Origin of the sequence: Bifidobacterium asteroides, from assembly GCF_048001765.1 — a bacterium.
Taxonomy (GTDB): domain Bacteria; phylum Actinomycetota; class Actinomycetes; order Actinomycetales; family Bifidobacteriaceae; genus Bombiscardovia; species Bombiscardovia asteroides_K.
Genome location: NZ_CP181447.1, coordinates 1,999,957 through 2,012,607 on the forward strand (window position 1 = coordinate 1,999,957; position 12,651 = coordinate 2,012,607).

9 protein-coding genes and 1 other RNA gene are annotated in these 12,651 nt (G+C 58.6%); 7 read left to right on the forward strand and 3 right to left on the reverse strand.

The genetic code is table 11. The features are described 5' to 3' along the window. Positions 1-39 precede the first annotated feature (39 nt). The 5 genes from ACNAOV_RS08220 to ACNAOV_RS08240 all read left to right on the forward strand — a co-directional run bounded on the left by ACNAOV_RS08220 (position 40) and on the right by ACNAOV_RS08240 (position 7,555). A complete protein-coding gene (locus tag ACNAOV_RS08220; protein WP_416517305.1) occupies positions 40-3,162 on the forward strand; it encodes an alpha-mannosidase in 3,123 nt (1,040 codons plus the stop codon). A 48-nt stretch (positions 3,163-3,210) separates the two neighbouring features. Then, positions 3,211-4,488, forward strand: a complete 1,278-nt coding sequence (locus ACNAOV_RS08225) for an ABC transporter substrate-binding protein (protein ID WP_416517306.1) — start codon at positions 3,211-3,213, stop codon at positions 4,486-4,488. A gap of 101 nt (positions 4,489-4,589) precedes the next feature. Then, positions 4,590-5,456, forward strand: a complete 867-nt coding sequence (locus ACNAOV_RS08230) for a carbohydrate ABC transporter permease (protein ID WP_416518190.1) — start codon at positions 4,590-4,592, stop codon at positions 5,454-5,456. Continuing rightward, positions 5,456-6,289 (forward strand): carbohydrate ABC transporter permease, encoded by an 834-nt coding sequence (locus ACNAOV_RS08235; protein WP_154312899.1) that lies wholly within the window; start codon positions 5,456-5,458, stop codon positions 6,287-6,289. The genes ACNAOV_RS08230 and ACNAOV_RS08235 overlap by 1 nt, the downstream gene beginning before the upstream one ends. A 6-nt stretch (positions 6,290-6,295) precedes the next feature. Beyond that, positions 6,296-7,555, forward strand: coding sequence for a glycoside hydrolase 5 family protein (locus ACNAOV_RS08240; protein WP_416517307.1), 1,260 nt, complete (start codon positions 6,296-6,298; stop codon positions 7,553-7,555). An 18-nt stretch (positions 7,556-7,573) separates the two neighbouring features. On the opposite strand, the gene ACNAOV_RS08245 is transcribed toward ACNAOV_RS08240, so the two are convergent. Further along, the gene (locus ACNAOV_RS08245) at positions 7,574-8,869 is read right to left on the reverse strand and encodes a glycoside hydrolase family 125 protein (protein ID WP_416517308.1); all 1,296 of its coding nucleotides are present in this window, start codon (positions 8,867-8,869) and stop codon (positions 7,574-7,576) included. Between the two features lie 85 nt (positions 8,870-8,954). Next, positions 8,955-9,045: signal recognition particle sRNA small type (ffs, locus tag ACNAOV_RS08250), an RNA gene on the reverse strand. A gap of 236 nt (positions 9,046-9,281) precedes the next feature. Between ffs and glf the strand changes: the two genes are divergently transcribed. Then, on the forward strand, positions 9,282-10,460 hold the full coding sequence (gene glf / locus ACNAOV_RS08255; RefSeq protein ID WP_416517309.1) for a UDP-galactopyranose mutase: 1,179 nt from the start codon (positions 9,282-9,284) through the stop codon (positions 10,458-10,460). A 26-nt stretch (positions 10,461-10,486) separates the two neighbouring features. Here the strand turns inward: glf and ACNAOV_RS08260 are convergent, their stop codons facing one another. Beyond that, positions 10,487-11,197: a TetR/AcrR family transcriptional regulator gene (locus ACNAOV_RS08260; protein WP_416517310.1), complete on the reverse strand. Its 711-nt coding sequence runs from the start codon at positions 11,195-11,197 to the stop codon at positions 10,487-10,489. A 195-nt stretch (positions 11,198-11,392) separates the two neighbouring features. Here ACNAOV_RS08260 and ACNAOV_RS08265 point away from each other — a divergent pair, with 195 nt between their 5' ends. Next, positions 11,393-12,643: an MFS transporter gene (locus tag ACNAOV_RS08265; protein ID WP_416517311.1), complete on the forward strand. Its 1,251-nt coding sequence runs from the start codon at positions 11,393-11,395 to the stop codon at positions 12,641-12,643. The last annotated feature ends 8 nt before the right edge of the window (positions 12,644-12,651 follow it).

Consider the following 12,651-nt stretch of genomic DNA (forward strand, 5'->3'; position numbering starts at 1 on the left):
CGCGGTGTTGGCGTATTCCAGCAGACTCTAAGGAGCGTCATGTATCTCAACGTGGAGCGAGAACTTACCAAGTGCGAACGCGTAATTCGTCAACGCGTCAGCCCTTATGTGGACACGGCCCTGTCAACATGCCAGGTCCGCAGCCACGAAAATCCCGGAGAACCTGTACCGCCGGCGCTCTTTCTGGAGGACGCACGCAGCGGAAGAGCGGAATTCCAACCATTTAGGCTCGGAACCACCTGGGGAACCACCTGGGGAACCACCTGGTTTGAGCTGAAGGGAAAGATACCCGTCGACATGCTTAACCCTGTGCCCGACCGGCCCATTGAATTGAACATCGATTTGGGCTGGCATCCCGATTTCGTAGGCGGGCACATAGAAGGGATGGTCTTTCGACCTGACGGGACGGTCATCAAGGCCGTCCATCCGCTGAACACCTGGGTACCTCTGATAGGCCCAGCCGGAGTCGATTCAGCCATTGCTGCCGATGGCTCCTTCACCCTCTACCTGGAAGCAGCCTGCAACCCTGTCATTTTGGGAGTACCGTCCTTCGCCAGGACTGAACTCGGCGCTGGGCCTACAGGCAGGCCCGATCAGCCCTATACCTTCCGAAAAGCAGATGTCTGCCTGCATGACCGACAGCTGGATGCCTACAGGGCCGACTTGGATGCAGTCAGCCAACTCATCGGCATCCAGGATAAGGACTCTCTTTGGTACTGGACGCTGGCCAAATCCCTCCAGGCATCCATGAACCTCTATGACGACCAGAACAGAGCCCAGACCGTAGGCCCAGCCCGTCAAGCCCTGGCCAAGGTGCTGTCGACTCCTGCCGAAAAAGTTGGGCTCAGGCACACAGCCATAGGCCACGCCCATATAGACTCCGCCTGGCTCTGGCCCGTCAGGGAAACCCGCCGCAAGGTGGCAAGAACCGTCTCAAATGTCTTGGCTTTGATGGACGAGGATCCGGAATTCACCTACGCCATGAGCTCCGCCCAGCAATATGCCTGGCTTGAGGAAGGCTACCCGGATCTGTTCGCCAGGGTCAAGGCACGAGTAGCCGAGGGCAGGTTCATTCCCGTGGGAGGAATGTGGGTTGAATCCGACGGTATGCTGCCCAGCGGTGAATCCCTAATCCGACAAATATCCTACGGACAACGGTACTTCCGGGACAGGTTCGGACTTAGCCCCAAGGGAATCTGGCTGCCTGACAGCTTCGGCTACACCGGCGCTTTCCCGCAAATCGCCCGGCGCAGCGGCTACCAGTGGTTCCTTACGCAGAAGATCGCCTGGTCAGACACCACCCGCTTCCCCCATCACTCCTTCCTCTGGCAAGGAATCGATGGGTCGCAGATCCTCACCCATTTCCCGCCCTCCGACACCTATGGGGCCCAGGTCAGTGCCAAGGAACTGCAGTACTCAGAGCACAATTTCAAGGACAAGGACCTTTCGGACCAGGCCATGATTCTGTACGGCTACGGCGATGGCGGCGGGGGTCCTACAAGGCAGATGCTGGGCCGGGTCCACAGATTCGCTGATCTGCAAGGGGTGCCGCCGGTGACCATCGGCACTCCGGATGAGTTCTTCGAGTCTCTTGGCCGGAAAATGCCGGCAACCGCCAGAGCGGAGATGCCGGTCTGGAAGGGCGAGCTCTATCTGGAACTCCACCGGGCAACGTTGACCTCTCAACAGGACATGAAGCGGGAATGCCGCCAGGAGGAGTCCCTTCTGCGCATGGCCGAGTATCTATGCGCCATGGCGGCGCTGGACGGAGGGTCATACGTCTATCCCCGCCAGGACCTCGACCGGATCTGGAAGACCCTCCTGCTCAACCAGTTCCATGACATTCTGCCCGGATCAGCCATCGCCTGGGTGCATCGCCAGGCCCGGGAGGCCTACAAGCGAGACCTAGCCAAGCTTGAAACCCTGATCCAATCGGCCTGCGACGCTCTGACGGCAAACCATCCCGACCTTCCGATCCTGCCTCAGGCGCAATTGCTTCCCTTTGCGCAGACAGGCGGCTCCTGGATCCCACAGTCCCCAATCCGTCAAGGTCGGGCAGTCAACCTCACCCAGACCGAAGAAGGCTGCTTGCTAGACAATGGGTTCCTGCGGGTTCGGCTGAATGCCGCCGGGGCAGTCACCTCCTGCGTGGATACAGCCCGAAACCTAGAAATGGTCGCCGAGGGCGAGGCCATGGGCGTCTATGAGCTCTTCATCGATCAACCCTCCATGTGGGATGCCTGGGATATCGAGCGCGATGCGCTCCTGACCGGGAAGACCGTGACCGACTCCAGAATCGTCCAAGCGAAAGTCAATCAGAACGGTTCGGCCGAAGTCACTGTAGAGGCCGGATACGGAACCAGCAGCTTCCGCACCATGATCAGCCTGTCTCCCGGGTCAAGCTCCCTGGACTTCTCAGCTCGGATCGACTGGCGCGAGAAGGAGCGCTTCCTGAAGGTCCGCATGCCGGTCTCAATCATCGCAGACCAGGGCCAGTTCGAATGCCAGTATGGGTATGTGAATCGGCCTGTGACCAAGAACACGCCTGGAGACGAGGCCAAGTTCGAAAGCTGCACACATCGATTCGTCCGAATCGCGGATTCGCGCCAAGCCGTGTCGGTGGTCAACGCCAGCACCTACGGGGCCGATGCCTACCCGCTTCGGAATGATTCGAACGAACCATCCGGCACCATGGTCAGGCTGTCTCTTCTGGAATCGCCGATTTTCCCCGACCCGGACACGGATACAGGCATTCACGACTTCCACTGGACCGTCTCGGCCGGTAACAACCTGGCCGACACCCTGGACGAGGCCAATCGGGTCAACGCGCCGATCCTGAACGACGTGCCCGGAATCGAGCCGCCGGTGACCCTGGACACCCTGGAAGGAACCGTGGTCATCGATTGGATCAAACTGGCTGACGACGGGAGCGGAGACCTGATCCTACGCCTCTACGAGGCGGCTGGATCCACCGCCAAGGTCCGTTTGAAACCCTCCTCGACCTTCGCCGGGGCCGTCGTGCGCGAAACGGACACTCTTGAGGGTGATAACCTGCCCGCTGACGAACATAAAGCCCTCACCTGCCCTAACGGTTCAGCAATCAGTTCAGCCGAACTCGTCTTCTCCCCCTTCCAGCTCGCCACCCTGCGAGTGACCCGCTGACCAAGTACCTCACCTCATATACCGATAGTTAGGAAAGGAAACGCAATCATGAATGCGACCAGAATCACGAAACTCATAGCAGCCTGCGGGGCTCTTGCCATGATGACAGGACTGGCATCCTGCGGATCGTCAGACAAGAGCGCCGACAAGGAAAACAGCACGATCAGCTTCCAGACCAAAAACCTTGAAAGCGTCTACAAGGACTACTTCAACGGGCTCATTGCCAAGTTCGAAAAGCAAAACCCCGGCATCAAGGTCAAGTGGATCGATCAACCCGGCGACGGATACGCCAACAAACTCTCGACCGATGCCGCTGCTAACCAGCTGCCTGACGTAATGGACATGATGCCCAAGGATGCATACATCCTGGCCAAGTCCGGAGCCATCGACAATGTCTCCAAAGCCAATCCGGACATCGAAAAGGAGTACACCAAGGGGACTTGGAAGAGTGTGACCTTCAAGGGCTTCGGCGACGACGGAGCCTATGCATACCCCTGGTACCTGACGCTTGGTCCGACTTTCTACAACAAGAAGATCCTGACCGAATGCGGCATGGACACAGCCAAGCTTCCGGACTCCTGGGAATCCTACTTCGAGGCCTCCCATCAGATGGCCGCGACCTGCAAGGGCAAGTACCAGTGGTCCGCAGCTCTGCCCACCATCGGCACCTTCGGCGAGTACGGCGCTGAAATCATGAACAAGGACCAGACCAAGTTCACTTTCAACTCGCCCAAGGGCGTGGAGCTGGTTCAGCACTACGTCGATATGTACAAGGACGGCATGATGAGCAAGGAGGCCGTCGCCGCGTCGGGATCGCAAACCACTGACTTGTTCAAGCAAGGATCTGTAGCCACCCGCAGCGGTTTCATGTACGACCTGAAGGACTTCAAGCAGAATGCGCCCGAAATCTATAAGAATCTTGCCGTGGCTCCAGCCATCACACGCGGGCATCAAAGCCTCAATGCGGAGGTTCTGGCTGTGAGTTCACAGTCCAAGCACAAGGACGCCGCCCACAAGTTCGCTGCCTTCGTGACCAACAACACCAACCAGGTGGACTTCGCCAAGAGCTCCCAAACCTTCCCCTCCACAGCCAAGGGCGTGGATGACCCCTACTTCCGGAAGGATGATGGGAGCCTCGAGTCCAAGACCCTGGTCATGCTGGCTGCCAATATCAAGAACGGCGAGGTCATGGATCCTCCACAGTTCATCCAGTCCGACCTGGATGAACTGGGCGAGCAGCTTCAGCAGGCCGTCATCGGGCAGATTTCTGCCAAGCAGGCCCTGGACACCGCCGTCAAGGACGCCAACGACAGGCTGGCCCAATGAGCCTGGCCGCCAACCAGAAAGCGGGGGCCCGTGTGACCCCCGCCCATGATGCTGATCAGCATCAGCCAGAGAAGGGCAAGGGCTCCAGGTCCATTTCGACCATGAAGCCTTGGTCCCCCTGGCTCTTCCTGATCATTCCCATCATCTTTACCCTGGTTTTTACGATTTATCCGTTCCTGAACACGATCCGGCTCTCTTTCACGAATTCGACGCTCCTGCGTACAGGGAAATTCGTGGGACTTAGCCAGTACTCGGCCGTTCTGGCTGACACCAAGGTTCACACAGCCCTGCTGAACTCAACAATCTACGCCCTATGCATGGCTCCCTGCATGGTAATACTGCCTCTTATCCTGGCTGTACTGGTCAATAAGAAGACTAAGATCATGAGCTTCTTCAGGACGGCCTTCTACGTGCCCGCAGTAGCCGGATCGGTCATATCAGGACTGATCTGGACCAATATGATGAGCGCCAAGGGCCTGGTCAACGCAATCTTCATGGGCCTGAAGTGGATCAAAGAACCCATTCCCTTCCTCCAGGATCGTTGGCTGCTCCTCTTCAGCGCCATGCTGGTCACCATTTGGGGAGGCCTGGGATACTACATGGTCATCTATCTGGCGGCTCTTGCCAACATCGACGACAGCCTTTACGAAGCTGCCTCCATCGACGGAGCCGGTCCGGTTCGCCAGTTCATTTCGGTGACCATGCCCGGCTGCAGGATGACCATGGTGCTCATCCTGCTCCTTTCATCCATCGCAGCCTTCCGAGTCTTCAATGAGGTCTACATGCTTACCGGTGGCACCGGAGGAATGGGCGGGAAGGACGTTACCATGTCCATGCTGATCATGCGCGAGGGCACGGGTCTGACCGCCAGAACCGGCTATGCCAGCGCCCTGAGCATCATCATGTTCTTCATCCTGGGCATCATCACCTCAATCGAGTTCTATGTGCAGAGGAAGGCGGACAACTGATGCGCGCGAACAGAATCACCCCGGGGACCGTTATCCGGTACTTGGCATGCACCGTCTTGTTCATCCTTCTGGTGGGTCCCATCATCTGGCAGGTCTCATTGGCCTTCAAAGGACGCGGAGACAACATCTACGCCATCCCGCCCTATTTCATCCCCAAGGACTTCACCTGGGACAACTTCATCAGGGTCTTTCATCAGATCCCGATTCTGCATTATGCCCTCAACTCGCTGATCGTCACCATCATCAACGTCGTAGGCAATCTGGTGACGGCCACACTGGCGGGATATGCCCTGGGCAGGCTCAAGTTCCCCGGCAAGAAGCTGGTGGCCGGATTCATCTTCGGATGCATGCTGATCCCCGGCGAAACCGTTCTGGTCTCGCAGTTCCTGACCATTCGGGGACTACACCTGAACAACTCCCTGCTGGGAGTCGTCCTGCCCGGACTGTGCGGAGCCATGAACATCCTGCTGATGATGACGGCATTTGCTTCGATCCCTCACGAACTGGAAGAGGCGGCCGAGGTGGACGGCGCCAATGTCTGGCAGAGGTTCATCCACATCTGCCTGCCCCAGGTCAGAGGCACGGCGATGGTAGTCGCCATCTTCTCTTTCGTGGGAGCATGGAACGACTTCATGTGGCCTCTGGTGGTCATCGGAGACGAGTCCAAGTACACCCTGACCATAGGGCTGAACAAGCTCAAGGGCGCCTTCGTCACCGACCCGCGGTTGATTGCAGCCGGAGCCGTTATTGCCCTAATCCCAATCATCATCTTCTTCGTGGCCTTCCAACGCTACTTCTTCGACGGCGTGGAGACCGGCGGAGTCAAGGAGTAAGCAGGGATGAGATTCGGCGTCAACTACACACCCTCACACGGATGGTTCCATACCTGGCTGAACCCTGACTGGCAGGCAATCGGCCGAGACCTGGACCAGATTGCCTCTCTGGGGGCAGACCACATCAGGGTCTTCCCCCTCTGGCCAATCCTTCAACCCAACCGAACCTTGATCAATCGTCAAGGGTTGGACGACCTGCATCAAATGGTCGACATGGCCGGGCAACGAGGTCTTGACTCCTTCGTGGACGTAATCCAGGGGCACCTGTCAAGCTTCGACTTCCTGCCTTCTTGGGTAACCACATGGCATGCCAGGAACATATTCACTGACGAACCGACCGTCCAGGCCGAAGCCGACCTGATCTTCCAGGTCTATCGGAGCCTCGAAGACCTGGACGGGTTCCGGGGGCTGACAGTGGGCAACGAGTGCAACCAGTTTCTTGGAACAGCCCACCCGCTAGGCATGACGGCGACCAGCGAGCAGATTGAAGCCTGGATTGACGCCTTGATCAGCCCTTTGGCTGCCCGCGCTGAGCAGGACCATCGCATTCTGGTCCATAGCGAAGACGATGCGGTCTGGTACCTGCCCGGCCATGCTTTCAACCCGGTTCAACAGGGGCATATCGGCAGCCTGTCTACGGTCCATGCCTGGGTATTCAACGGCGTCGCCAGCAAATACGGGCCCGTCAGCCCGGAGTGTCTGAACCACGGCCGCTACCTGATTGAACTGGCCAAAGCCTACGAGGATCAAGCCCATCGGCAAGTTTGGGCCCAGGAGATCGGTGCCCCGCTCAACGTCATGACCGCCGCCCAGGCACCAACCTTCATGCAGGAATCCGTCAGAAGGATGGCGCAGGCCGAGGATCTGTTCGGCATCACCTGGTGGTGCTCCCACGACGTGAACCGTGGCCTGGCCGACTTCCCGGATCTGGAGTATGACCTGGGGCTGATTGATCAGGAAGGACAGGTCAAGGAGCTCGGACGACTCTTCGCCAGTCTGGCCGAGGAGATCCACAGCCTCCCGAATGACCGGCAGGACGATGGCGACGCAAATCGGGATCGCGTCGCCATCGTCCTTCCCTCGGACCCAGAGGGAATGTCGCAAATCCGAAGTGCTTGTGCACCTGGCGGGCGTATTTTCGAAGCCTGGATGAATGACGCAGACTCGGGCGAATCCCCCCTCTTCACTAACCAGGATCGCGCGAACGATACTGCATACCTGGCAGAACGCAGGATTGCCAGGCTGGTCCCGGCCGAATCGCTCTAGCAGCGGTCTGAGCCGAAGCTACTGCTCGACCCGGATACCGAAATAGTCCATGGCAAGTTCGCAGAACATCATATTGGCCCAGCTGAACCAAGGACGGGTGTACTTGCTCGGATCGTTGACGTCGAATCCCTCATGCATCAGATGAGTGCCGGCATCAGTTTGAACCAGGATGTCTAATATTCTGCCCTGTTCATCACGGTCCTTGGTTGTCAGTCCCTCCATGGCCAGCGCTATAGGCCAGACGTAGTCGGCTGGAGTGTGAGAGGATCCGATTCCCCTGGCCCAGGATCCTTCGTAGTAGTATGGATTCTCCTGGCTGAGCAGGGTACGGCGCGTCTCCAGATAAATCGGATCGTCATAGGTACAGAACCCTATATAAGGAGCCGAAATCAGGTTGGGAACATTGGCGTCGTCCATGACACTGACCCCGCCCAGTCCATCCACCTCATAGGCATAAATGGCTTTCCCGGCCGTATTCCGGGTGATCCCATGCTGTTCAATACCCAGGCGGATGGCCCGTCCGAGCCTGTCTGCACGGTCTGCCAACCCTGCATCATCCAAGGGGCCAGTAAAGATTCGTTTCAGGAGTTCCATGGCCACTGAGGCGAACATATTGGATGGAACAAGATAGTTGTAGGTGCAGGCATCATCGCTGGGGCGGAAACCTGACCAGGTCATCCCTGTCGGAGCCACCGGATGGCCACGACCCTCTTCGGACGAAGTATCCTGGGCAAGATCGGTCTTCCTGATGAAGAAATAAGGCGAGCGGGCATGATCCTGTTCCAGCTCGAAGACATCCAGAATTCGGCGGACCCCCTTGATGAAGTTGGCGTCAAATTGGTCCGTCCGTCCCGTATTGCGATAGAGCAGCCAGGCCAACTGAACCGGATAGCAGAGGGAATCCACCTCATACTTGCGCTCCCAAAGCCAGGGGCTGGCAAAGTCCGACCGGTCATCGGGATCCCAGGCAGCCCCTGAGGGGGTCTCATTGAAGGCGTTGGCATACGGATCTATGCAGATGTAGGCGAATTGCCTTCTGACCAGGCCCGATATCATGGCAGCCATATCGTCATCGTCGCGCGCGATGACCAGATAGGGACGTACCTGCGCCGTGGAATCTCGCAGCCACATGGCCGGTATGTCTCCAGTGAGCAGGAAAGTAGTGCCGTCATCCTCCCTCCTGACCGTGGTTGAAAGCGTGTTGGCGAAAGCCTCCTGGAAAACCCTGGCCCAAGCCGGATGCCGGTCCCCGCATAAATCGGTCATCCGCTCGATGAATGACGACACTGAAACGGGAATCTTCTGATCGGTCATAGTCGCGCCCTTGCCTCTTGCGTGGCAGTGGATGCCGCCGATGCCAACCACGCATCAGGACAACCCCTAGCCAAAAGCCAAACATGGAAAACTCCCACGCACCCGCCAGAGGCCACTTACCCTTGCTGCATTCCTGCCCTGGGGGGATTGGGTGACATAACGCCACGTGAGAGCAAGTCACCATGATAGCAGATGGGCTCCACTTGTCCACTGGAAAGCACCGACCCATCCATGTCAGGTGCGCATTCGGTCGATATTGCCGCCCGCGGCTCCCCTGACCAGACCTGTCCGCTAACATGTAGGCAACAGGATCGCCGTACTCCAGCGGTCGATCACGGATCATGCCGGACGATGGCAATAGATAGTGAATAGTCCGGCATCACAGCGACAAGGGATGGATGGCTGAAGACGAATGGCTGATATGGATGCTGATTTGGTGATTGTGGGCGCTGGCCTATTCGGTCTGACCGTGGCCCAGCAGGCGGTCGAGCACAGCGGGGCCCGGGTACGGATCATCGACGTGCGCGACCACATCGGCGGCAATGCTTACTCCTACATGGACGAGGAGACTGGGGCCGAAATCCACAAGTATGGGGCCCACCTCTTCCACACCTCCAACCGCAAGGTCTGGGAATACGTCAATCGCTTCACCGAATTCACCGACTACACCCACCGCGTCTACACCACCCACAAGGGCGAGGTCTACCCCCTGCCCATCAACCTGGGCACCATCAACCAGTTCTTCCACGCCCACTACACCCCCCAGCAGGCCCGGGAACTGATCCGGGAGCAAGCCGGCGAGCTGGCCGGGACCGACCCGGGCAACCTGAACGACCAAGGCATCTCTCTGATCGGTCGCCCCCTGTACGAGGCCTTCATCAAGAGCTACACGGCCAAGCAGTGGCAGACCGACCCCTCCCAGCTGCCCGCCTCAATCATCAAGCGGCTGCCTGTGCGATTCAACTACGACAACCACTACTTCAAAGACACGTGGGAGGGCCTGCCCAAGGACGGCTACACCGCCTGGTTCGAGCGGATGATCGACGATCCCCGCATCCAGGTGAGCCTGAAGACCGATTTCTTCGACAACTCCCAGCCCTGGAATCGGGATGCTTTGGTGGGACAGGTTCCCGTGGTCTACACCGGCCCGGTTGACCGCTACTTCGACTACCGTCTGGGCGAGCTCAAGTGGCGGACCGTGGACTTCAAGGAGCGCCGCTACGACGAGGACGACCACTTCGGCTGCCCGGTCATGAATTTCTCGGATCCTGACGTGCCCTACACCCGCGCCATCGAGTTCAAGAACTTCAACCCCGAACGTTATGACCGGCAGAACCATGAGCGCACCGTGGTCTGGGAGGAATACAGCCGCTTCGCCGGCAAGGGCGATGAGCCCTACTACCCCATCAACACCAGCGACGACCGGGCCCTCTACACCCAGTACAAGCAACTGGCAGCCCAGCAGCCAAAGGTGATCTTCGGCGGCCGCCTGGGCACCTACGCTTACTACGACATGCACCAGGTCATCAACTCAGCTCTGGATGCCTGGGACAAGCGGATCGCTCCCCTGGTAGGCCCCACCAAGGACTGAAACCGAACCCGATTCCTGTCGACCCTCTAGCGGCAATCATCCCACTGGGGTGACGGGAAGAGGATGGGTTCCGCCTTTGCCCAAAGGGCGATCATGTCGTCGTCGGGATTGGTCAGTGCCTGGATCTGCACTCCATCCATGGTGCAATAAACGGTTCTAATCAACCGATGGAAGGCCGACCGATCCCGATAGGGCTCAGGCAGCTTCCAATGGATCCCATCCATAAAGTCAATCATCCGGGCATGGCGATTACGGTAGTACTCGTGTGCGGGATGAGCCGGATCGTGAGCCTCAACAGCCAAATGCATGAAGAGCATGACCAGGACCATACGTTCGGCGTTCTCCTTGACCAGACGACGCAGATAACCCGGCAGCGAATAGAGGGGATGCCCCTCCTGGTCTCGACCAATGGCCAGCTCATCGCGCTCGCCGGGCTTGGACCCAAAGGTGAAGGAACCCTGGTCGTAGTAGACCTGGATGACCAGGGAGAGCAGCTCCTCGCGCGTGCGGACGTAATGACGCAATCCCGGCAAGGTCAGACCGACGGCATCCGCAATGGCCTGCATGGAGACACCGTAGGTGCCGTAGTAGGCGATCATCTGGGCGGCGACCTGGGCTATCTGTCTGCGGCGTTCATCAGGGGCCATCCGCTGACGGGTGCCGATCGGGCGGCCCGGAAGGCGTCCGACCTGGTCTCCGCCCGCCCTACTGGTGGTCTTCCTATTCGCATCACTCATCAGAATCATCATACCGTTGGCCGACAGACCGTCCTAGGCCGTACATAGCCTCTTTCCCTAAACGTTCCCATGATGGGAACCGCCCACAAGGACCTGCCCTCTTGCTTATTTCATATATTTAAGATATAAAACGATACAGGAAGCACGGCGCTTCCCCACTGTGCACAGACGCACCGAAAGAGAGGGAGTCGGATAATGACACAAGCCGATTCAGCAGGCAGGCAGGAGCTCGGCACCGCAGCTAAAAGTCGATACTGCATTGCCTTCTTCGTTTTCAATCTGTTCTGGATGATGGCCCTGTCCATCGTCGCCTCGGTCCTGCTGCCCCAACGCCTGACCGACATCGCTCCGGGGTCCAAGGTGGCCATATCCGGGGTCTTCAACGCCACCACGGCTCTGACCTCCCTGGTGTCCAACCTGATCGTGGGCAACCTGTCCGACAGGACCCGTTCCATCTTTGGCCGCAGAACCCCCTGGGTTGTTTCCGGCGGCCTCATAGCCGGCATCTCACTCTTCCTCATGGGTGTCATTGCCAATGTCTGGGCCATCGGCATCTTCTACTGCCTGGCCATGGTCGGCCTGAACATGATGATCTCGCCAGTGGTCGCCTCCCTGTCAGACCGTGTTCCAGAATCGCAGCGGGCCACCATGTCGGCATTCATATCGGCAGGCAATCTGGTGGGCAACTCCCTGGGCACCCTGGTCGGCGCCCGCTTTATCACCATGCAGATTCCCGGCTGGATCATGTCCGGCATAGTCATGGGCGTGGCCGGACTGGTCACAGTGGTCATCTGGCCCAAGGAGCCCTCCTCAAAGGACATGCCCGCCTTGAGCAGCAGCCTGCGCTCCATCCTGGAATCCTTCCGTCCGCCTCGCCACGCGCCCGACTTTTGGATGGCCTTTGCAGGACGTTCCCTGCTCCTTTTCAGTTATTACATGATTCTCAACTACCAACTCTTCATCCTTCAGGACTACATGGGCCAGTCCGTCAAGGACTCGGCAGCCACCATGTCGACCATGTCCCTGGTGCTGATCGTGGTCTCCATGATCGCAGCCCTGGGAGCAGGCCCGATCTCCGACAGGATCGGCCGCAGAAAGATGCCCGTGGTCATCGCCAGCCTGCTTCTGGCCCTGGGCTATGCCATGCCTTGGATCATCCACAGCCCCCTGGGCATGATTCTGTTCACCGCCATCGGCGGCTTCGGCTACGGAATGTACGGGTCGGTCGACCAGGCACTCAACGTTGACGTTCTGCCCAACGCCGAGGAGGCCGGCAAGGATCTGGGCATCCTCAACATCGCCACCACACTGGGCCAGATGGTGGGACCCATGGTGACCTCGCTGATCGTCTCGGTGACCAAGTCCTACCAGTTGGTCTTCCCCACCGCCATCGTCCTGGTGCTGCTGGCCTGCATCTTCATCAGCCGCATCCGCACCATCAAGTAAGGAGTCCA

Coding starts and splice junctions, on each gene's coding strand:
- ACNAOV_RS08220 (WP_416517305.1), top strand. CDS start 40: ATGTATCTCAACGTGGAGCGAGAACTTACCAAGTGCGAACGCGTAATT.
- ACNAOV_RS08225 (WP_416517306.1), top strand. CDS start 3,211: ATGAATGCGACCAGAATCACGAAACTCATAGCAGCCTGCGGGGCTCTT.
- ACNAOV_RS08230 (WP_416518190.1), top strand. CDS start 4,590: ATGAAGCCTTGGTCCCCCTGGCTCTTCCTGATCATTCCCATCATCTTT.
- ACNAOV_RS08235 (WP_154312899.1), top strand. CDS start 5,456: ATGCGCGCGAACAGAATCACCCCGGGGACCGTTATCCGGTACTTGGCA.
- ACNAOV_RS08240 (WP_416517307.1), top strand. CDS start 6,296: ATGAGATTCGGCGTCAACTACACACCCTCACACGGATGGTTCCATACC.
- ACNAOV_RS08245 (WP_416517308.1), bottom strand. CDS start 8,869: ATGACCGATCAGAAGATTCCCGTTTCAGTGTCGTCATTCATCGAGCGG.
- glf (WP_416517309.1), top strand. CDS start 9,282: ATGGCTGATATGGATGCTGATTTGGTGATTGTGGGCGCTGGCCTATTC.
- ACNAOV_RS08260 (WP_416517310.1), bottom strand. CDS start 11,197: ATGAGTGATGCGAATAGGAAGACCACCAGTAGGGCGGGCGGAGACCAG.
- ACNAOV_RS08265 (WP_416517311.1), top strand. CDS start 11,393: ATGACACAAGCCGATTCAGCAGGCAGGCAGGAGCTCGGCACCGCAGCT.